This is a genomic window from Agrococcus sp. BE272 (genome assembly GCF_031457935.1).
Lineage (GTDB): Bacteria > Actinomycetota > Actinomycetes > Actinomycetales > Microbacteriaceae > Agrococcus > Agrococcus sediminis.
In genome coordinates, this window is sequence record NZ_JAVDXL010000006.1 from 1 (window position 1) to 20,501 (window position 20,501).

17 protein-coding genes are annotated in these 20,501 nt (G+C 74.3%); 4 read left to right on the forward strand and 13 right to left on the reverse strand.

Features of this window, described 5'->3' with window-relative positions; all coding sequences use genetic code 11:
• Positions 1 to 175: 175 nt before the first annotated feature.
• Genes ilvC through ilvD form a run of 4 tightly spaced genes read right to left on the reverse strand, consistent with a single transcriptional unit; the run spans position 176 to position 5,265 of the window.
• A complete protein-coding gene (gene ilvC, locus J2X49_RS12730; RefSeq protein ID WP_310126965.1) occupies positions 176 to 1,201 on the reverse strand; it encodes a ketol-acid reductoisomerase in 1,026 nt (341 codons plus the stop codon).
• A 34-nt stretch (positions 1,202 to 1,235) separates the two neighbouring features.
• The gene (gene ilvN, locus J2X49_RS12735; protein ID WP_246991918.1) at positions 1,236 to 1,751 is read right to left on the reverse strand and encodes an acetolactate synthase small subunit; all 516 of its coding nucleotides are present in this window, start codon (positions 1,749 to 1,751) and stop codon (positions 1,236 to 1,238) included.
• Positions 1,751 to 3,538, reverse strand: coding sequence for an acetolactate synthase large subunit (locus J2X49_RS12740; RefSeq protein ID WP_246991920.1), 1,788 nt, complete (start codon positions 3,536 to 3,538; stop codon positions 1,751 to 1,753). The genes ilvN and J2X49_RS12740 overlap by 1 nt, the downstream gene beginning before the upstream one ends.
• Before the next feature lie 29 nt (positions 3,539 to 3,567).
• A complete protein-coding gene (gene ilvD / locus J2X49_RS12745) occupies positions 3,568 to 5,265 on the reverse strand; it encodes a dihydroxy-acid dehydratase (protein WP_246991922.1) in 1,698 nt (565 codons plus the stop codon).
• Between the two features lie 103 nt (positions 5,266 to 5,368).
• Here ilvD and J2X49_RS12750 point away from each other — a divergent pair, with 103 nt between their 5' ends.
• Positions 5,369 to 6,217, forward strand: coding sequence for a sugar phosphate isomerase/epimerase (locus J2X49_RS12750; protein WP_310126970.1), 849 nt, complete (start codon positions 5,369 to 5,371; stop codon positions 6,215 to 6,217).
• A 26-nt stretch (positions 6,218 to 6,243) separates the two neighbouring features.
• Here the strand turns inward: J2X49_RS12750 and J2X49_RS12755 are convergent, their stop codons facing one another.
• The 9 genes from J2X49_RS12755 to J2X49_RS12795 all read right to left on the reverse strand — a co-directional run bounded on the left by J2X49_RS12755 (position 6,244) and on the right by J2X49_RS12795 (position 18,004).
• On the reverse strand, positions 6,244 to 7,155 hold the full coding sequence (locus J2X49_RS12755; protein WP_310126973.1) for an NAD(P)-dependent oxidoreductase: 912 nt from the start codon (positions 7,153 to 7,155) through the stop codon (positions 6,244 to 6,246).
• Positions 7,156 to 7,158: 3 nt separating this feature from the next.
• A complete protein-coding gene (locus tag J2X49_RS12760; protein ID WP_310126976.1) occupies positions 7,159 to 8,703 on the reverse strand; it encodes a class I adenylate-forming enzyme family protein in 1,545 nt (514 codons plus the stop codon).
• Positions 8,700 to 9,908, reverse strand: a complete 1,209-nt coding sequence (locus J2X49_RS12765; RefSeq protein WP_310126979.1) for a cytochrome P450 — start codon at positions 9,906 to 9,908, stop codon at positions 8,700 to 8,702. The genes J2X49_RS12760 and J2X49_RS12765 overlap by 4 nt, the downstream gene beginning before the upstream one ends.
• Positions 9,905 to 10,696: a glycosyltransferase family 2 protein gene (locus J2X49_RS12770; protein WP_310126982.1), complete on the reverse strand. Its 792-nt coding sequence runs from the start codon at positions 10,694 to 10,696 to the stop codon at positions 9,905 to 9,907. Before J2X49_RS12770 ends, J2X49_RS12765 begins: the two co-directional genes overlap by 4 nt.
• Positions 10,693 to 11,700, reverse strand: a complete 1,008-nt coding sequence (locus J2X49_RS12775) for a 3-oxoacyl-[acyl-carrier-protein] synthase III C-terminal domain-containing protein (protein WP_310126984.1) — start codon at positions 11,698 to 11,700, stop codon at positions 10,693 to 10,695. Before J2X49_RS12775 ends, J2X49_RS12770 begins: the two co-directional genes overlap by 4 nt.
• A 76-nt stretch (positions 11,701 to 11,776) precedes the next feature.
• Positions 11,777 to 12,295 (reverse strand): hypothetical protein, encoded by a 519-nt coding sequence (locus J2X49_RS12780; protein WP_310126986.1) that lies wholly within the window; start codon positions 12,293 to 12,295, stop codon positions 11,777 to 11,779.
• Positions 12,296 to 12,321: 26 nt separating this feature from the next.
• Positions 12,322 to 14,511 (reverse strand): YhgE/Pip family protein, encoded by a 2,190-nt coding sequence (locus J2X49_RS12785; RefSeq protein WP_246991932.1) that lies wholly within the window; start codon positions 14,509 to 14,511, stop codon positions 12,322 to 12,324.
• Positions 14,508 to 17,447: an MMPL family transporter gene (locus J2X49_RS12790; RefSeq protein ID WP_310126990.1), complete on the reverse strand. Its 2,940-nt coding sequence runs from the start codon at positions 17,445 to 17,447 to the stop codon at positions 14,508 to 14,510. Before J2X49_RS12790 ends, J2X49_RS12785 begins: the two co-directional genes overlap by 4 nt.
• On the reverse strand, positions 17,447 to 18,004 hold the full coding sequence (locus J2X49_RS12795) for a helix-turn-helix domain-containing protein (RefSeq protein WP_310126993.1): 558 nt from the start codon (positions 18,002 to 18,004) through the stop codon (positions 17,447 to 17,449). The genes J2X49_RS12790 and J2X49_RS12795 overlap by 1 nt, the downstream gene beginning before the upstream one ends.
• 112 nt (positions 18,005 to 18,116) lie before the next feature.
• Between J2X49_RS12795 and J2X49_RS12800 the strand changes: the two genes are divergently transcribed.
• From J2X49_RS12800 to J2X49_RS12810, 3 genes are read left to right on the forward strand one after another with little or no spacing between them, the layout of a single operon-like run.
• Positions 18,117 to 18,341: a hypothetical protein gene (locus J2X49_RS12800; protein ID WP_128189417.1), complete on the forward strand. Its 225-nt coding sequence runs from the start codon at positions 18,117 to 18,119 to the stop codon at positions 18,339 to 18,341.
• Between the two features lie 4 nt (positions 18,342 to 18,345).
• Positions 18,346 to 19,209, forward strand: coding sequence for a PfkB family carbohydrate kinase (locus tag J2X49_RS12805; protein WP_310126996.1), 864 nt, complete (start codon positions 18,346 to 18,348; stop codon positions 19,207 to 19,209).
• Between the two features lie 58 nt (positions 19,210 to 19,267).
• Positions 19,268 to 20,491 (forward strand): pyridoxal phosphate-dependent aminotransferase, encoded by a 1,224-nt coding sequence (locus J2X49_RS12810; protein ID WP_310126998.1) that lies wholly within the window; start codon positions 19,268 to 19,270, stop codon positions 20,489 to 20,491.
• The last annotated feature ends 10 nt before the right edge of the window (positions 20,492 to 20,501 follow it).

Genomic DNA, 20,501 nt, shown 5'->3' on the forward strand with positions numbered 1-20,501 from the left:
CATCATGCGAGCGCTGAAGCGAGCTATCGTCCGAGAGATCTTCCGCAACCTCAGAACCGATCTTGCGCATCCCGAGACATAGAACTATCCAGCGGTGGTGGCCGCCGCCTGCGGCGGCTACTCGACCAGCGGTGGTGGCCGCCGCCTGCGGCGGCTGCTCGACCAGCGGTGGTGGCTAGCGCTGGGCCGAGCCGTCGGTGTAGTCGGCGTCGGGCTGCTCCCACGCGAAGAGCGCGCGCAGCTTCTGGCCGGTCGCCTCGATCGGGTGGCCCTCGGCCTTGGCGCGCAGCGCCTTGAACTCGGGGCCGCCGGCGTCCTGGTCGCCGATGAAGCGCTCGGCGAAGGCACCCGACTGGATGTCCTTGAGCACCGCCTGCATGTTCTCCTTGACGCTCGGGTCGATGACGCGCGGGCCCGAGACGTAGTCGCCGTACTCGGCCGTGTCGGAGACCGACCAGCGCTGCTTGGCGATGCCGCCCTCCCACATGAGGTCGACGATGAGCTTGAGCTCGTGGAGCACCTCGAAGTAGGCGATCTCCGGCTGGTAGCCGGCCTCGGTGAGGGTCTCGAAGCCGTACTGCACGAGCTGCGAGACGCCGCCGCACAGCACCGCCTGCTCGCCGAAGAGGTCGGACTCGGTCTCCTCGGTGAACGTGGTCGTGATGCCGCCGGCGCGGAGGCCGCCGATCGCCTTCGCGTACGACCAGGCCGTCTGCCAGGCCGAGCCCGACGCATCCTTCTCGACGGCGACGATCACGGGCACGCCGCGGCCGGCCTGGAACTCGCGGCGCACGGTGTGGCCCGGGCCCTTCGGCGCGACGAGCACGACGTCGACGCCCTCGGGCGCGGTGATGTAGCCGAAGCGGATGTTGAAGCCGTGGCTGAAGACGAGCGTCTTGCCCTCGCCCATGTGCTGCGCGATCTCGTCGTTGTAGATGTGGCGCTGGTGCTGGTCGGGCGCGAGCAGGACGACGACGTCCGCCCACTCGGCGACCTCGGCGGGCGTGCCCACCTCGAAGCCGGCCTCCTGCGCCTTGGCGCGGCTCTTCGACTCCGGCTGCAGGCCGACCCGCACCTCGACGCCCGAGTCGCGCAGGTTCTGCGCGTGCGCGTGGCCCTGCGAGCCGTAGCCGATGATGGCGACCTTCTTGCCCTGGATGATGCCGAGGTCGGCACCGTCGTCGTAGATGACCTCAGTCATGCTGTTCTCCTTCGTCTGGGTTCTGGGAGCTGGTTCAGCGGTCGGACTTGAGCACGCGCTCGCTGATGGACTTGCCGCCGCGGCCGATGGCGAGGAGGCCCGACTGGGCGATCTCCTTCACGCCGTAGGGCTCGAGGAGCCGCAGCAGCGCCTGGCACTTCGGGGAGTCGCCGGTGACCTCGATCACGAGCGCGTCGGCGTTCACGTCGACGACGTTGGCGCGGAAGAGCGTCGCGGCCTCGAGGATCTGCGAGCGGGTCGAGTTGTCGACCTTCACCTTGATCAGCATGTGCTCGCGCTGCACCGACTGGCCGGGCTCGAGCTCGACGATCTTCACGACGTTGATGAGCTTGTTCAGCTGCTTCGTCACCTGCTCGAGCGGCAGGTCCTCGACGTCGACGACGACCGTGATGCGCGAGAGGCCGGGCACCTCGGTCTTGCCGACCGCGAGCGACTCGATGTTGAAGCTGCGTCGGGCGAACAGGCCCGCGACGCGGGTCAGCAGGCCGGGCTTGTCCTCGACCAGGAGCGACAGGACGTGCGTGCTCATCACTCCTCCTCCCATACCGGGCTGTGCTCCTTGGCGTACTGCACGAAGGAGTTGGAGACGCCCTGCGGCACCATCGGCCACACCATGGCGTCCTTCGACACGATGAAGTCGATCACCACGGGGCGGTCGTTGGTCTCGAGCGCGAGCTTGATGGCCGGGTCGACCTCCTCGGGCTTCGTGACGCGGATGGAGAGGCAGCCGTACGCCTCGCCGAGCTTCACGAAGTCGGGGATCATGCGCGCGTCGTCACCGGTCTCGAGGTCGGTGAACGAGTGCCTGCCCTCGTAGAACAGGCTCTGCCACTGCCGCACCATGCCGAGCGACGAGTTGTTGATCACCGCCACCTTGATGGGGATGTCGTTGAGCGTGCAGGTGGCGAGCTCCTGGTTGGTCATCTGGAAGCAGCCGTCGCCGTCGATCGCCCAGACGACGCGCTCGGGCTCGGCGACCTTCGCGCCCATCGCGGCGGGCACCGCGTAGCCCATCGTGCCGGCGCCGCCGGAGTTGAGCCAGGCGTTGGGGCGCTCGTACTTGATGAACTGCGCGGCCCACATCTGGTGCTGGCCGACGCCCGCGGCGTAGACGGCCTCGGGGCCGGTGATCTCGCCGATGCGCTGGATGACGTGCTGCGGCGAGAGCTTGCCGTCGGTCGGCTCGGCGAAGCCGAGCGGGAACCGCTCCTGCAGGCCCTGCAGCCGCTCCCACCAGTCGGTGAGGTCGGGGCGCGCGGTGGTCGCGAGGTCCTGGAAGGCGATCGACAGGTCGGCGAGCACCTCGCGCACGTCGCCCACGATCGGCACGTCGGCGGGCCGGATCTTCGAGATCTCGGCCGGGTCGACGTCGACGTGGATGACCTTCGCGCCCGGCGCGAACTCGTTCACCTTGCCCGTGACGCGGTCGTCGAAGCGCGCGCCGAGGGCGATGATGAGGTCGCACTCCTGGAAGGCGAGCACCGCCGGCACCGCGCCGTGCATGCCGGGCATGCCGAGGTGCTGCGGGTGGGAGTCGGGGAACGCGCCGCGCGCCATGAGCGTCGTGACGACGGGGGCGCCGGTCGCCTCGGCGAACTCGCGCAGCTCCTCCGACGCCTTCGCGCGGATCACGCCGCCGCCGACGTAGAGCAGCGGGCGCTGCGACTCGGCGAGCAGCTGCGCCGCGGCGGTGATCTGCTTGCCGTGCGCCTTCGAGACGGGCCGGTAGCCGGGCAGGTCGACCTTCTCGGGCCAGATGAACGGCGCCGAGTTCTGCTGCGCGTCCTTCGTGATGTCGACGAGCACGGGGCCCGGGCGGCCGGTCGATGCGATGTGGAACGCCGCGCGCATCACGCCCGGCACGTCCTCGGGGTGCGACACCTGGAAGCTGTGCTTCGTGATCGGCATCGTGATGCCGGTGATGTCGGCCTCCTGGAACGCATCCGTGCCGATCAGGTGGCTGAAGACCTGACCGGTGATCGCGACCATCGGCACCGAGTCCATGTACGCATCCGCGATGGCCGTCACCAGGTTGGTGGCGCCGGGGCCGGAGGTCGCGAGGCACACGCCGACCCGGCCGGTCGCGGCCGCGTAGCCCTCGGCGGCGTGGCCGCCGCCCTGCTCGTGGCGCACGAGGATGTGGCGGATCGCCGACTGCTGCATGAGCTCGTCGTAGAAGGGGATGATGGCGCCGCCGGGGATGCCGAAGACATCCTCGACCCCGAGCAGCTCGAGGGATCGGAGGACGGCGCCGGATCCGGTGAGGATCGGCGGTTCGGCGCTGCGCGGGGCGGCAGGCCTGGGTGTCATGGACATGGCTCTCCTGGCTTCACGCTGGACGTGCGTCAGCCCGTGACTGCGCCGGTGGCGGCGGAGCGCACGAGACGGGCGTACTTGGCGAGGACTCCGCGCGTGTAGCGCGGTGGCAGCGGCTCCCAGCCCTCACGCCGGGAGGCGAGCTCTGCCTCGTCGACGATCAGGTCAAGCGAGCGAGCGGCGATGTCGACCTTGATGCGGTCTCCGTCGCGCACGAAGGCGATCGGACCGGAGTCGACCGCCTCAGGGGCGATGTGGCCGATGCACAGGCCGGTTGTGCCGCCTGAGAATCTGCCGTCTGTCAGCAAGAGTACATCCTTGCCGAGGCCCGCTCCCTTGATGGCGGCCGTGATGGCGAGCATCTCGCGCATGCCGGGGCCGCCCTTCGGGCCCTCGTAGCGGATGACGACCACGTCGCCGGCCTGGATCTCGCCGGCGGTGAGGGCGTCCATCGCGGCCCGCTCGCGGTCGAAGACGCGCGCGGGGCCCTCGAAGACCTCGGCGTCGAAGCCGGCCGTCTTCACGACCGCGCCCTCGGGAGCGAGGGTGCCGTCGAGGATGGTGAGGCCGCCGGTGGCGTGGATGGGGTTCTCGAGCGAGCGCACGACGGTGCCGTCGATCGGGGCCGGGTCGAGCTCGGCGAGGTTCTCGGCGAGCGTGCGGCCTGTGACGGTGAGCGCGCCGCCGTGCAGGAGGCCCGCGTCGAGCAGCGCCTTCATGACGACCGGCATGCCGCCGACGCGGTCGAAGTCCTGGGCCACGTAGGCGCCGAAGGGCTTGACGTCGGCCAGGTGCGGCGAGCGGGCGCCGATGCGGCGGAAGTCCTCGAGGGTCAGCTCCACCTCGGCCTCGTGCGCGATCGCGAGCAGGTGGAGCACGGCGTTCGTGGAGCCGCCGAGCACCATCGCGACGGTGATGGCGTTCTCGAACGCCTCCTTGGTGAGGATGTCGCGGGCGGTGATGCCCTGCCGCAGCAGCTCGACGACGGCCTCGCCCGACTTCCGCGCGTAGTAGTCGCGGCGGCGGTCGGCCGACAGCGGCGTCGACGAGCCGGGCAGGCTCATGCCGAGCGCCTCGGCGATGCACGCCATCGTGTTGGCGGTGTACATGCCGCCGCAGGCACCCTCGCCGGGCGCGAAGCCGCACTCGATGCGGTGCAGGTCCTCGGCGGAGATCTTGCCCGCCTTGAAGGCGCCGACGGCCTCGAAGGAGTCGATGATCGTCATCGACTTGGGGATCGTGCCGTCCTCGAGCTTGGCGAAGCCGGGCGCGATCGAGCCGGCGTAGACGAAGACGCTCGCGAGGTCGAGGCGCGCGGCGGCCATGAGCATGCCGGGCAGCGACTTGTCGCAGCCGGCGAGCAGCACGGTGCCGTCGAGCCGCTCGGCGTTCACGACCACCTCGACGGAGTCGGCGATCACCTCGCGCGAGACGAGCGAGAAGTGCATGCCCTCGTGGCCCATCGAGATGCCGTCGGAGACCGAGACGGTGCCGAACTGCAGCGGGTAGCCGCCGCCGGCGTGCACGCCCTCCTTCGACGAGCGCGCGAGGCGGTCGAGCGAGAGGTTGCAGGGCGTGATCTCGTTCCACGAGCTCGCGATGCCGATCTGGGGCTTCTCCCAGTCGCCGTCGCCCATGCCGACGGCCCGCAGCATCCCTCGGCTCGTGGTGGCCTCGACGCCGTCGGTGACGGCGCGCGAGCGCGGCTTGATGTCGATCTCAGGCATGGCCCGATCCTACGCCGCGGGCACATGTCTGATCGGCGGCGGGTCGCATCGGTTCGTCGCGGCGGATGCGCGGCGTTCATCCGGAGGGTCTACCGTCGTGGGCATGATCCAGGTCGGTCTCAGCACGATCTCCGTCTTCCCCAAGGGGGTCGAGGACGGCTTCCGGCTCGCGCACGAGGCGGGCTACGACGGCGTCGAGGTGATGGTCACGACCGACGCGAAGACCCGCTCCCCCGAGCGGCTGCTCGAGCTGTCGGAGCGCTACCACCAGCCGATCATGGCGATCCACGCGCCGGTCGTGCTGCTGACGACCTTCGTCTGGGGCCGCGACCCGTTCGTGAAGCTCGACCGCTCGGCCGAGCTCGCGGTGTCGGTCGGCGCGCCCACCGTGGTCGTGCATCCGCCCTTCCGGTGGCAGGGCAAGTACGCGAAGACGTTCGAGGATGCGGTGCGGCAGAGCGAGCAGAAGCACGGCGTCGAGGTGGCGGTCGAGAACATGTTCCCCTGGTCGGCGGGCGGCATCGACCGCGCCGCCTACCTGCCGGGCATCGACCCGAGCGAGATGGACGTCGAGCACGCGACGCTCGACTTCTCGCACTGCGCGCTCGCGAAGCGCGACTCGATGCAGCTGGCGCTCGACCTGGGCGACCGGCTGCGGCACCTGCACCTCACCGACGGCGTCGCCGCCGAGGAGGGGCGCGTCTTCGACGAGCACCTCATCCCCGGCCACGGCAACGAGCCGGTCGCCGAGGTGCTGCAGATGCTCGCCGAGCGGCAGTGGACCGGCCAGGTGATCGCCGAGATCAAGACGCGCCAGGCGCGCTCGGAGCGCGACCGGCTTCGGCTGCTGACCGAGACGCTCGAGTTCGCGCGCGAGCACCTGGGGCAGGCGGACACGGCCGAGGCGGCCGAGCCCGATCCGGTCGCGTCGGCGCCCGAGCCGCCCGCCTGACGTGCGCCCCGGCTGCCGGTCGGCGGCTACCAGTCGGCGGCGCCAGCGAGGTCGACCGGCCGCGGCTCGAGGCCGAGTCGCTCGCGCATGCGCGTCAGATCGAGCGTGCGCTCCATGCCCAGCTGGCTGACCGCGTAGCGCGTCAGGCGCGGGCGGGTGCCGGTGCGACGGGCGCGGCGCTCGGCGGCGGTCGCGAGCGCCATCGCCGCGCCGACCGGGAGCGGGAGGATGCGCGCCGGCTCGCCGCGCGCCGCGAGCACGCGCTGCAGCACGTCGGCGAGCGGCAGGGCGGGCGCGTCGCCGACGTTCACGACGCCGATGTCGCCCGGCGCGTCGAGCGCGCGCAGCGTCGCGGCGACGAGGGTGTCGATGCGGGTGAGCGTGTGGAGCGCGCGGCCGCCGCCCGGCAGCGGCAGCAGGGGCCCGCGCCGGGCCTCGAGCACTCGCGGCAGCAGCGTCGTGTCGCCCGGCCCGTACACCGCGTGCGGGCGCAGGATCGCGGCGGCGCGGCCCGCGAGCGCGCGCTCGGCGGCCGCCTTCGAGGCGCTGTAGGCGCTCAGGAACCGCGTCGGCAGCGGCGCCCCCTCGTGCCCCAGCACCGTCGGGTGTCGCGCGTCGTAGACGCTCGCGGTCGAGATGTGCACGAGCCGCGCGCCCGGCAGCGCGCGGCCGATCGCGACCGCGCCGTCGCGGTTGACGCGCATCGCCTCGGGCAGCGGCGCCCAGTCGTCGGCGAGCGCAGCCGCGTGCACGACCGCGTCGAACGCGCCGAGGTCGTCGACGGGCGCGAGCAGATCGCGGCGCACGTAGCGGCCGCCCGGGTGCGACCAGCCGCCGGGGCGGCGGCCGAGCCCCACCACGGCGTCGCCGCGGTCGGCGAGCGCGGTCGCGACCGCGCCGCCGACGAAGCCCGACGCACCCGTCACCAGCACGCGCATCCGTCAGCCCTCGACGAGCGGTGCGACGAGGGCGACGAGCGCCGGCCGGTCGGGCTTCTGCATGCGGCCGCGGCGCGGCAGCGCGCCGATCGCGACCACGAGGTCGGGCAGCGCGCCGTGGTCGATGAGCCCCGGCAGGGCTGCCGCGACGCGCTTCGCGAGCGGATGCGCGGGGTCGGGCGCGAGGTCGGCGGGCGCCCCGTCGGGCACGACCGCGACCACGAGCCGGTCGTCGCCGATCGCATCCGGGACGCCCACCATCGCCGCGTCGGCGACGCCCGGCAGCGATGCGATCACCGGCTCGTAGAGGCCGACGTAGACGTTCTGCGTGCCGCGCAGCAGCATGTCCTTCCTCCGCCCCAGCAGCGTCAGCCGGTCGCCGTCGAGCCGCGCGAGGTCGCCCGTGCGCACCTCGGCGAGCTCGGCGGGCAGCTCGTGCAGGTAGGCGCGCGCGAGGCCGGGGCCGGCGAGCACGAGCTCGCCGTCGTCGATGCGCGCCCGCACGCTCGGCGCGACTCGGCCGACGACGTCGCCGTCGCCGACGGCGCGCAGCTTCTCGGCGCCGTCGGCGATCGCGACCGGCAGGATCTCGCTCATGCCGTAGACGCAGCGGATGCGCGCGGCCGGGAAGCGCGCGAGCGCCCGCTCGATGAGCGGCGGCAGCACCGGCGCGCCGCCGAGCGCGATGAGCGAGAGGGCGCCGGCGGGCGCGCGCCGCTCGTCGAGCAGGCGCAGGATCGCGTCGAGGCCGGCGGGCGAGCAGAAGACCGCCTCGGCGCGCTCGAGCAGCGGCAGGTATTGCTCGGGCGCCGCGCCCGGGTCGGCGCCGGCCGGCGGCAGCGTCCAGTGGGCGCCGGCGATGAGCGCCGGGATGCCGATCATGAGCTGGTCGGTGAGCACCCGGAGGCCGGGTGTGAGCCCGAGCCCGTCGCGGATGTCGTCGAGGCCGGCGCCGAGCGAGGCGAGCGTGTGCACGACCGCCTTCGGTGTGCCGGTGGTGCCGGAGGTGAAGATGAGCAGCGCGTCGGCGCCGGGGTCCGGCATCGGCAGCGGCCGGGGCGCCGTGCGCGCCAGGCGGTCGAGGCGCAGCGCGCCGCGGGGCGTGCCCGGCAGCGGCGGCCCGGTGACGATGTGCCGGGCGCTCGGCAGCAGCGTCGCGTAGGCGGGCAGGTCGATGCCGCGCCGGCGGGCGATGCGGTGCAGGCCCGGGGCCGAGACGAGGTGGAGCACCGACTCGGCGGCGCTCCAGCGCGGCTCCGCGAGCGCGAGGCGGGCGGCGAGCAGCTCGGGGCCGGCGCCGAGGTCGACGAACGCGATCGCGCCGCCCGCGCGGCACACCGCGAGCGCGAGCACCACGGCGTCGAGGCCCGGCCGCACCGAGAACGCGACCCGGTCGCCGGGCTCCAGGCGCGCATCCGCGAGCCCGGCCGCGACCCGCTCGACCCGGTCGCCCAGCTCGGCGAACGTGAGGGTGCGGCGGCCCGCCGTGATCGCGGGCCGCTCTGCGTGCTCGCGGGTGGCGGCGAGCACCGCCTCGAGCATGCTCATGCGCGGGCCTCGAGCACGCAGGACGCGAGCGCCGGCAGCAGCTGCCCGCGGGCCGGGCGGCGCTCGACGACGCGGATGCGCCGCCCCTCGGCCTCGACGCGGCGGAGGGCCGCGAGCGCGAGCCGCAGCTGCGCCATCGCGAGCGGCGCGCCGATGCAGAAGTGCGCGCCGGCGCCGAACCACAGCTGCTTGAGCGCGGCGGCGCGGTCGGATGCGGGGTCGAAGCCGCCGGCGCCGCGGTCGGCCGCGTAGGTGGCGATGACGACGCGGTCGCCGGGCCGCACGCGCACGGGGCCTATTTCCCGCTCCTCGAGCGTCGCGCGGAGCATGACCGGCGTCGGGGTCGTCCACCGCAGCCCCTCGGCGATCGCCCGCTCGGCCGCCGCGTCGTCGGCGAGCTCGCCGAGCGTGCCGCTGTCGGCGAGCAGCGCGACGATGCGCGGCAGCGCGGCGACGATCGTCTCCGTGCCGGTGAGCACGAACGCGCCGACCGCGCTGAGCGCCTCCTGCTGGCTGAGGCCGAGGGCGCGCAGCCGCCCGGGCACGGTCGACTCGTCGCCGCGGTAGGCGGCCGCGGCGTGCTCGCCGAGCTCGTCGAGCACCGCGCGGGCGCGGCGCACCTGCCCGGGGCTGAAGCGGGGGCGGCTGAGGCGCACCATGCCGGTGATCGCCGTCACCTGCCGGAAGAGCCGCTCGTCGACGGCCGCCTCGTCGAGCCCGACGAGCAGCGCGATCGCCGCGCTCGCCGACCGGCGGGCGTGGGCGGCGAGGTCGACGCGCTCCCCCGCCGCGAGCCGCCGCTCGAGCTCGGCCGCGCCGGGGCCCAGGGTGCGCTCGACGAGCGGCTCGACGAAGCCGGGGGCGAAGATCGGCGCGAGCCGGCGCCGCAGCGCCCGGTGGTCGTCGCCGTGCATGTTCACGAGCACGCTGGGCCCGAGCACCGGCGTCCACAGGTCGCTCGACGCCCCGCGCCCGCGCTTCGAGAAGGCGGCGCCGTCGAGCAGCACGGTGCGGGCGAGCGCGGCGTCCTTCACGACCACCCCGATGCCGGGCACGCGCCGCACGGGCCCGGGCACGGCCTGCAGCAGCGGGTAGGCGACCGGGTGCGCGGCGTGCATGAGCCGCTCGTCGCGGCGCATCGCGAGCGCGAGCCGCCGCTGGCGGTCGGCGCTCACCGGATAGGTGCTCACCCGGGGGTCGCTCACCGGATGTCCACGTGCGCGGGCCGGTAGGCGTGATCCTTGTACCAGAGCAGCGTGCGCCGCAGCCCCCACGCCTGCACGCGCCGCGAGGAGCCGCGCACGACCACGTCGTCGCGCCGCGCGACCCGGCCCGTCTGCCGCCGCACGGCGTTCACGAGCGCGCGATCCTCGTGCAGCTCCTCGATCGCCGTGCGCGGGAAGCCGCCGCTCGCGACGTACCGGGAGGCGGTGATCGCCACGTTGCAGCCGGCCGCCATGACGTAGGGCCCGTGGAACTCTGGGCCGTTGTTCGACGGCCGCACGACCCCGAACGCGTCCGCCACCCGCACCGCCGCGGTGAGCGCGACGCGCCGCACGGGCCCGAGCCCCTCGTCGCGGCGCGGCACGAGCAGCCCGGCGACGAGCTCGAGCCCAAGGCCGCCCGCGGCCTGCGGCGTGAGGGCGTGGCGGATGCGCGCGGTCCAGTCGAGCCGCGGCAGGCAGTCGGCGTCGGTGCGGGCGAGCATCGTCGCACCGGCCGCGATCGCGGCGCGCATGCCGGTGTCGGCGGCGGCGCCGGTGCCCTTCTGCGGCTCGTCGACGACGTGCCAGCGGGCGAGGCCGCGCTCGGCGGCGAACCGCTCGATCACCTGCCGCGAGCCGTCGGTCGAGCCGTTGTCGACGAACCACACGTCGATGTCGCCGTCGCGCTGCGCCGCGAGGTGCTCGAGGGTCGGACGGATGCCGGCGGCCTCCTGGAAGACCGGCACCACGACGGCCAGCCGGCCGTGCCGCTCGGGCGCCTCGCTCACAGCCGCACCAGCGCCGCGCCGAGGCTGATGCCGCCCGCGAGGCCGACGAGCAGCACGAGGCTGCCCGGGCCGACGAGCCCGTCGTCGAGCGCGCGGCGCAGCTGGATGGGGAGCGTCGCCGAGGCGAGGTTGCCGTGCTCGGCGACGGTGGGCAGGATGCGCTCCACGCCGACGCCGAGGCGCTCGGCGATGGGCGCGAGGTGCGGCTCGGCGACCTGGTGCATGAGCACGAGGTCGACGTCGTCGAGCCCCATGCCGCGTCTGGCGAGCAGGTCGGTGATGAGCTCGGGCCCGAGCGCGAGGAAGGCGCGCTGCAGGCCGCGGCCGTCGATGTCGAAGTAGGTCGCCTCGGGGTCGCGCGGGTGCATCGAGCCGCCGGTCGGCAGCGTGCCGATGCGCCAGTGGTGGGAGGCCGCCGAGAACGCCAGGTCGACGATGCCGCGGCCGCCGGCGGGCGCGGCCTCGAGCACGAGCGCCGCTCCCGCATCGCTCATCGTGTAGCCGGGGAAGGAGCGCACGAACTGGTGCCGGTCGGCGAGCCGCCAGCGCACGGCGCTCGTCGGGGTCTCGCCGCTCGCGATGAGCACCCGCCGCGCCTGGCCGCTCATGATCATCGCGTGCGCGACCTGCACGGCGTTCAGCACCGAGTTGCAGGCGTTCTTCACGTCGAAGACCGGCACGTCGAGGCCCAGCCGGTCGGCGACGATGTGGGCGGTGGCGGGCTCGATGAGGTCCTGGCTCGCGCTCGCGAAGATGAGCAGGTCGACGGGCTCGGGCGAGTCGGCGAGCGCCCGGCGCGCGGCGTGCGCGGCGAGGTCGGATGCCTGCTCGCCCGGCTCGCGCTCGTGCACCCGGTCGACCCCGGTCATCCGCCGGATGAGCCCGACCGGGAGCCCGCGGCCAGGGTTCTCGTCGCGCAGGCGCCGCTCGGTCTGCTCGGTGGTGCGGATGCCCGCCGGCAGGTGCGCGGCGACCGCGACGATGGCGGAGGTGGGCGAGGGCACTCGGCGAGCGTAGCCCGCGGCGCCGCCCGGGCCGCTCGGAGCCGCGGGCGGCGCGCCGGGCGCGGCCTCGCCGGCGTCAGAGGTCGGGATTGATGGTGAAGTACTCGGCGTATGCGCAGGGCTCGACCGTGGCGCCGCGCGTCTCGATGTCTTCGCGCGACTGGAAGCCTCCACCGATCGTCTCCGGAGCATCGAGCTCGATGACGGTGCCGCCAGGCGAAAGCTCCACAGCGTCGCCGGTCAGCGCTGCCGTATCTGGGAGGATCACCCCGATGAGCGCGTCTCCGAGCCGACCGGCGACGCAGCCGGTGGAGGCGTCGAGGACGAGCGCTCCCTCGAGGGCCGCCTCGGGGTAGCCAGCCGACGACCCATCTCCCATCGCACGGACGAGCATCCAGTTGCCGTCCGCCGCCTGTCGAGCCTCGACGTCATCGCGCGGCTCCGATCCGGTCGCGCACGCAGTGACGACGGAGCTTGCGACCAGGACCATCAGCGACAGGGCGCCACGGGCCAGCGGGCTCTGACGCCCACGCGTCGCTGCCCGGCCAGCGGTCACCCACGAGAGCGCCCAGCCACGCTGCTGCGCACCATCCATGCCGCGAGCGTAGCCGCCCGGCGGGCTCAGGCGGCGGCCGGCGCGAGCGCGTCGAGCGCCCGGATCCGCTCCCCCGTCGCGCGCCGGCGCGCGCTGCGCACCGCGAGCGCCGCGGCGAGCAGCCCGACGCCGACGAACAGCACGAGCATCGCGACCGAGCCGCCGAGCGCGGCGCCGCCGGCGCCGGAGCCCGCCGCGATCGCCTGCAGCGCGTCGACCGCGTGCGTCATCGGCAGCACGGGCGCGATCGCCTCGAACGGGCCGCCGAGCACGTCGCGCGGCACGAGCCCGCCGGCCGCGACGGCCTGCAGCCCGAGCAGCACGAGCGAGACGACCGCGCCGGCCGGGCCCCACCAGGCGACGAGCGCGAGCTGCAGCAGCCCCGCGGCGGCGGCGAACAGCAGCGTCACGCCGAGCGTCGCCGGCAGCGACGCCCACGCGACCCCGCCGATGGCGTGCACGACGAGCGCCGCGAGCACCGCCTGCACGACGACGACCCACGCCGAGCGCGCGAGCAGCGTCGCGAGCACACGACCGTCGGACTCGGCGGATGCGGCGATGCGGCGGGCGGTGCGCGCGAGCACGAGCACGAGGGCGAGCGCGCCGAGCCAGAGGCCGATCGGCACGGCGAGCGCGGCGATGCGCGCCTCGCCGCTCGGGAGCGCGCCCTGCTCGTCGAGGTCGAAGCCGACCGGGTCGGTCGCGACCGAGGAGAGGTCGGCGAGCTCGTCGTCGCCGAGCTGCGGCATCGCCGCGACGCCTTCGCGCAGCCCGTCGCCGAGCTCGGAGGCGCCGTCGCCGAGCTGCGCGGCGCCGGTCTGCGCCGAGCGCGCGCCTGCCGCGAGCTGCACGGCGCCCGACTCGAGCTGCTGCAGGCCGCCGGCGAGCTCGCCCGTGCCGTCGGCGAGCTGCTGGGCGCCGTCGACCGACGCGCCGAAGCCGTCGTCGAGCTCGGCGAGGCTGCCCGCGAGCTGCGACGCGCCGTCGCGGAGCGCCGGCGAGCCGGCGGAGGCCTGCGCCGCGCCGTCGGCGAGCTGCGAGGCCCCGTCGCGGAGCGCGGCGCCGCCGCCGGCGACCTGTGCGGCGGCCGCGTCGAGCTGGCCGATGCCGGCGGTCGCCTCGGCGAGCCCGGCGCCGAGCTGGCCGCTGACGTCCTGCTGGCCGAGCTGCGCGAGGCCGCCGGCGAGCTGCCGGGCCGCCTCGAGCGTCTGCGGATCGGTGGTCGGGTCGGCCTCGAGCGCGGCCACGAGCTGCGCGGCGCCGCCGGCCGACTGGTCGATCGCGCCCTCGAGCTGCGCGACGCCCGCGGTCGCGGAGCCGAGCCCCGCCTCGAGCCCGTCGGCCGCCTGCTGCACGCCGCCGGCGAGCTGGTCGACTCCGGCCGTGTAGCGGTCGACGCCGTCGCTGAGCGACGCGGCCCCGCCCGCGAGCGCGTCGACGCCGCCGGTGTACTGCGCGACCCCGTCGCTGAGCGACGAGGCGCCGCCGGCGAGCTGCCCGATGCCGTCGTCGGCGGTCGCGAGCCCGTCGGCGAGCTGCTGCCCGCCGGCCGCGAGCTGCCGGGCGCCGTCCTCCGAGGCGCCGGCGCCGTCGGCGAGAGAGTCGATGCCGCCGGCGAGCTCGCCGAGGCCCGAGGCGAGCTCCGCGCCGCCCGTGCCCACCGCATCCGCCCCGTCCGCCGCGGCGCCCAGCTGCTCGGCGAGGGTGCCGTAGCCGCCGAAGATGCCGGAGATGAAGCCGCTCGTGACGAGGTCGCCGAAGGAGGCGACGACCGACTCTCCGGTCTCGGCGGCGAGCTCGGTCGCGAGCGCGTCGCTCGACGCGTCGGTGACGATCTCGATGCCCGCCTGCCGCGGCTCGTCGCCCTGCAGGCTCAGCACGCGCTCCGAGAAGTCGGCGGGGATCGTGACGACGGCGTGGACGTCGCCGCGCGCGAGCTGCTCGGCGGCGTCGTCGGCGTTCAGGATGCGGAAGTCGATGCCGTCCGTCTCGTCGCCCACCAGGTCGGTCACGACCTGGCGCCCGGCGAACATCACGCTCTCGGTGCCGTCGTCGGCGATCGTCGTCACCATCTCGTCGAGGTTGACGACCGCGGCCGGCACGTCGCGGTCGCCGTCGACGGCGGGCCCGATCGACCAGGCGGCGAACGCGGCGATGGCGAAGGGGGTCGCGGCGGCCGCGCCGAGCGCGACGGCCTTCTGCAGTGCGGTGGTCATCGGTCGGCTCCCGTGGTCGCGAGCGCCGCGGTGGCGTCGCCGGTGTCGGTGGGGTCGGATGCGGCGGTGGATGCGTCGGCTGCGGCGCGGTCGTCGGCCGCGGCGTCGTCGGGCGCGAGGTCGATCGCGGGGCGGCCGTGCGCCTCGGGCGCCGGCTCGCTCGTGACGATCGTGAGGTCGTCGCCGCCGAGCCGCGCCGCGACGCGGGCGGCGCCAGCGGGTGCGCCGGTCGCGGCGTCGATCCACACGAGGCTCGGCTGCCGCTCGAGCGCGATCGCCACCAGCACGGCGGCGCGCGCGAGCGGCGAGAGCCGCGAGAGCGGCGCCGACGCGTCGATCGGGCTGCCGAGCGCCGCGGCCGCGCGCTCGACGAGCGCCGACGCGCGCCGGTCGAGCGTCGCGCCGAGCGCGAGCGGCGTGCGCAGCGAGAGCGCCGCGCGGGCGGCGTGGTGGACCGTCTCGGCGCGGCCCCCTGGCTCGATGAAGCCGGCGTCGACGAGGTCGAGGTCGACGAGCGCGAGGCGGCTGCGCAGCAGCGGCACGTCGCCGGGCAGCGCGGCCCCGCCGAGGTGCGCATGGCCGGCCGCGCCGACGTCGCCGAGCAGCGCGTGCGCGAGCCGCTGCCGCTCGGCGAACGGCGCATCGAGCCGCACGACCGCGCCGCGCGGCGCCGTCAGCGTCCAGGAGGCGCTGCCGGGCCGGTCGTGGTCGACCTCGGGCCGCAGCCGCTCGAGCGCGAGGTGACCGCCCGCATCCGCCGCCCACGCGAGCGCGGCGCGGTGCCGGCCGAGGCTCTCGCCCTCGACATCCATGTCGGGCATCGCGCGGTCGAGCCAGCGCGGCAGCCACCAGGCGCGCTCGCCCAGCAGCGTCATGACCGCCGGGATGAGCGTCATGCGCACGAGGAACGCGTCGACAGCGACGCCGACCGCGAGGCCGAGCGCGATCGCCTTGATCATCGCCATCCCCTCGGGCACGAAGGCGAAGAAGACGAAGAACATGATGAGCGCGGCAGCGGTCACGACCCGCGCGTTGGCGGCGAAGCCGTGCCGCACGGCGCTGATCGCGCTGTGGCCGTGCGCGTGCGCCTCGCGCATGCCCGAGACGAGGAAGACCTGGTAGTCCATCGCGAGGCCGAACAGCACCGCCATGAGCAGCACCGGCATGAACGACAGGATCGGCCCAGCCTCGGTGTGGAGCAGCTCTGCGCCCCAGCCCCACTGCAGGGTCGCGACGACCGTGCCGAAGGCGGCGAGCACCGACAGCACGAAGCCGATCGCGGCCGTCACCGGCACGAGGATCGAGCGGAACACGAGCAGCAGCAGCACGACCGCGAGCGTCACCACCACGATGCCGAAGGGCAGCAGCGCGTCCTGCAGCCGCTGCGAGACGTCGATCTGCACGGCGGTCGCGCCCGTCACGGCGATGGGCGTGCCGTGCTCGGCCTCGAGCGCGGGCGCCGCGTCGCGGATCGCCCGCACGAGCTCGGCGGTCGCGTGGTCGGCGGGCCCCGTCTCGGCGATCACCTGGATGATCGCGGTGTCGACGGTCTCGTCGGGGAAGGCGCTGCCGATGCGGTCGACGCCGTCGATCGCCACGAGGTCGTCCGAGATCGCCTCGAGCGTCGGCATGATGTCGGTCACCTGCGTGATGTCGGCCATGACGACGAGCGGGCCCGTCGTGCCCTCGCCGAAGCCCTCCTGCAGCAGGTCGTAGGCGATGCGCTGCGTCGTGCCTCGCTCCTCGCGCCCGTTGTCGGGCAGCGCGAGCTCGAGGCTCGCGGCGGGCACGGATGCGACGCCCACGACGACGAGGACGCCCACGATCGCGAGCCACGGGCGCTTCGTGATCCCGGTCACCCAGCGCATGCCGAGCGTCGGCTGCGCGTCGACGTCGCGCTCGGCGAGCCGCGCCGCGCGGCTGCCGGGCCGCGGCCGCAGCCGCTCGCCCAGCAGCGCCATGATCGCCGGCAGCAGCGTGGTCGCCGCGGCGACCGCGATCGCGACCGACGCGGCCGCGCCGATGCCCATCACCGACAGGAACGGGATGCCGACGATCAGCAGCCCGACGAGCGCGATCACGACGGTGAGACCGGCGAAGACGACCGCGGTGCCCGCGGTGCCGACCGCGAGCGACCCCGACTCGACCACGCCCATCCCGCGCGCGAGCTGCGAGCGGTGCTTCGAGAGGATGAAGAGCGCGTAGTCGATGCCGACCGCGAGGCCGATCATGAGCGCCATGAGCGGCGCCGAGTTCGAGACGGTGACGAGCGCCGAGGCGCCGAGCACCCCGCCCATCGTGATCGCGACGCCGACGAGCGCGGTGATGAGCGGCAGGCCGGCGGCGAGCAGCGACCAGAAGGTGACGAACAGCACGATCGCGGCGAACAGCACGCCGACGCCCTCGACCCACGAGATCGGCACGCTCGTCGCCTGGAACGCCTGCCCGCCGAACTCGACCGCGAGGCCCCCGGCCCGTGCCGCATCCGCCGTCGCCACGAGCTCGTCGAGGCCCGCTGGCGTGACGCCCGAGCCCTGCGGCTCGAACTGCACCTGGGTGAAGGCGGTCTCGCCGTCGGCCGACACCTGGTCGCTCGCGAACTCGCTCCACGGCTCGACGACGCTCGCCACGTCGTCGATCGCCTCGATCTCGCGCGCCTGCTGCTGGATCTGCGCCTGGAAGTCGACGACCTCCGCGCCCTCGGGCGCCTGGTAGACGACCTGCACCGAGGAGCCGGCGACCTGCGGGAAGACGCTGCCGAGGCGGTCGAGCGCCTGCTGCGACTCGGTGCCGGGGATCGCGAACGACTCCTGCATGTTCGGGCCGAGCGCGAGCGCGCCGCCGAGCACGCCGCCGAGGATCGCCACCCACGCGACGATCACGAGCCAGGCGCGGCGCATGGACGCGGCGCCGACGCGGGCGAGCCAGGTGGCCATCAGGCGTCCTCTCCGGTGCTCGAGAGCTCGAGCAGGGTCTCGATGAAGATCGCGCGCATCTCGTGCGGATCGAGGTGGTCGTGCTCGGTCGAGAGCGTGTCGCCGAGGATGAAGGCGACGCCGGCGAGCCCGATCGACAGGCGCGTGAGCACGCGCGGCGTGGGCGCCTCGAGCACGAGCGTGCGGGCGATGGCGTCGACGATGGCGTTCGCGCGCTCGATCGCCGGCACCCCCTGCAGCGCGCCGCGCTGGGAGATGAAGATCGAGATCGCGGCGCTGTGCGCCATGAGCGTGTCGACGAAGCGGGTGACGAGGCTCGGCGCGGCCGCCGTGTGCTCGTGGCGCAGCTCGGGCAGCGCATCGATGAGCGACTCCATCGCGTCGAGCGTGGGCGCCATCGCGGCCTCGAGCAGCGCCTCCTTCGAGTCGAAGTGGTAGAGCACCGACGACTTGGAGGTGCCGACGTCGTCGGCGATCTGCTGGATCGAGCTGCCGAGGTAGCCGACGCGGGCGAAGCGCTCGAGCGCGGCCTGCAGGATCGTGTCGCGGGTGGTCACGTCGCACCATCGTACTGACCGATCGGTCAGAAGTCGACCGATCGGTCAGGATGCCCGTCGGAGCCGGGCTCCAGGTGCGCGGCGGTAGTCTGCTCGCCGACGAGGAGGCGACATGCGCAAGTACCTGTTCAACGCCGGCGTGATCAGCTCGCTGGCCAGCGGCATGGCCGTGGTGAAGGCGACGAAGTCCGGCCCGAAGGACTGGCGCCTGGCGCTGCTCTGGGCCAGCTGGGGCATCGGCGTGGCGCTCGCGCTCGGCGCGGTGAAGCAGCGCGAGGAGGGCATCCGCCAGGAGGAGCTCGAGCGCTCGCTGCGCAAGGCCGCGAAGGGCAAGTGACCCGATGAGCGACCGCGTCGTCGTCGTGGGCGATGCGCTCGTCGACGAGGTCGACGGCGCCGCGCACGTCGGCGGCGCCGCCCTCAACGTGGCCGTCGGGCTCGCGCGCCTCGGCGTGCCGGCGCGGCTCATCGCCATGGTCGGCGACGACGACGCGGGCCGGCTCGTGCGCGAGCACTGCGCCGCGCACGGCGTCGAGCTCACGGCCACGGCCGCGCCGCGCGGCACCGCCGTCGCATCCGCCGTGCGCGACGGCGGCACGATGCGCTACGAGTTCAACGCCGCCGGCACCTCCCGCTTCGTCGACCTGCAGCCGCACGCCGCGCTGCTCGCGTCGGCCCCGCTCGTGGTCGTCTCGTGCCTCGCGCTCGAGCACGAGGCGCAGGTGGCGCCGCTCGCCGCGATCGAGCGCTCGCACGAGCGACTGCTGCTCGACCCCAACGCCCGACCCGCGTACCTGCGCGAGCCGGGCGCGCGCGAGCGCTTCGCCGCGGGGCTCGACCTGCTCGCCTCGCGCGCGCTGCTCGTGAAGCTGAGCGACGAGGACGCCGAGCTCGTCTACGACGAGGACGCGAGCGAGACCGCCTCGCGGTGGCTGGACTCCGGCACCCGGGCGGTCGCGATCACCCGCGGGCCCCAGGGCGCCCGCGTCGTCACCGCCCGGGGCTGGGTCGACGCATCCGTGCCGGCCCTGGCCGACCCGATCGTCGACACGATCGGCGCGGGCGACAGCGTGCTCGCCTCGCTCGCCGCATCGGTGCTCGCGGGCGACCACGAGGGCGGATGGGCCGGGCCGCTCGAGCGGGCGATGGCCGTCGCGGCCGCCACGACCCGCTCCGCCGGCGGGCTGCTGCAGCTGCCCGGCTGACGCCCGCCGCGGTCCACCTGCGCCCGAGTGGCGTGAGCAGCGCGCCTAGCATGGTGCAATGGCCCTGAAGTCGCTCGATCAGTCGTCGAAGCTGAAGCACGTCCTCTACGAGATCCGAGGACCCGTGGCCGCCGAGGCCGCCCGGCTCGAGGCCGAGGGGCACCGCATCCTCAAGCTGAACATCGGCAACCCCGCGCCGTTCGGCTTCGAGACGCCCGACACGATCGTGCAGGACATGATCGCCAACCTGTCGCTCGCGCAGGGCTACTCCGACTCGAAGGGCGTGCTCTCCGCGCGCCGCGCGGTCGTCACCCGCTACGAGGACGTCGACGGCTTCCCGCAGCTCACCGTCGACGACGTCTACCTCGGCAACGGCGTCTCCGAGCTCATCACGATGACGATGCAGGCGCTGCTCGACGCGGGCGACGAGGTGCTGATCCCCGCCCCCGACTACCCTCTCTGGACGGCCATGACGTCGCTCGGCGGCGGCACGCCCATCCACTACCTGACGGATGAGTCGGCCGACTGGGCGCCGGACCTGGCCGACATCGAGGCCAAGATCACGCCGCGCACGAAGGCGATCGTCGTGATCAACCCCAACAACCCCACCGGCGCGGTCTACTCGCGCGAGGTGCTGCAGGGCATCGTCGACCTCGCGCGCCGGCACTCGCTGCTGATCCTCGCCGACGAGATCTACGACCGCATCCTCTACGACGAGGCGCAGCACGTGTCGATCGCGACGCTCGCGCACGACCTGCTGGTGCTCACGTACAACGGCCTGTCGAAGACCTACCGCGCGGCCGGCTTCCGGTCGGCGTGGCTCGCGATCACCGGGCCGAAGGACCACGCGAAGGGCTTCCTCGAGGGGCTGACGCTGCTCGCCTCGACGCGCCTGTGCCCCAACGTGCCGGCGCAGTACGGCATCCAGGTGGCGCTCGGCGGGCACCAGTCGATCGAGGACCTCATCCTGCCCGGCGGGCGGCTGCTCGAGCAGCGCGACGCCGCCGTGCAGGGGCTGCGGGCCATCCCGGGCGTGAGCGTCGTGAACCCGAAGGGCGCGCTCTACGCGTTCCCGCGGCTCGACCCCGAGGTGCACGAGATCCACGACGACGCGCAGTTCGCGCTCGACCTGCTGCGGCAGGAGAAGATCCTCGTCACGCACGGCTCGGGCTTCAACTGGCCCGCCCCCGATCACTTCCGCATCGTGACGCTGCCCTGGAAGCGCGACCTCGTGCACGCGGTCGAGCGCATCGGCAACTTCCTCTCGTCGTACCGGCAGTAGCGAGAGAAGT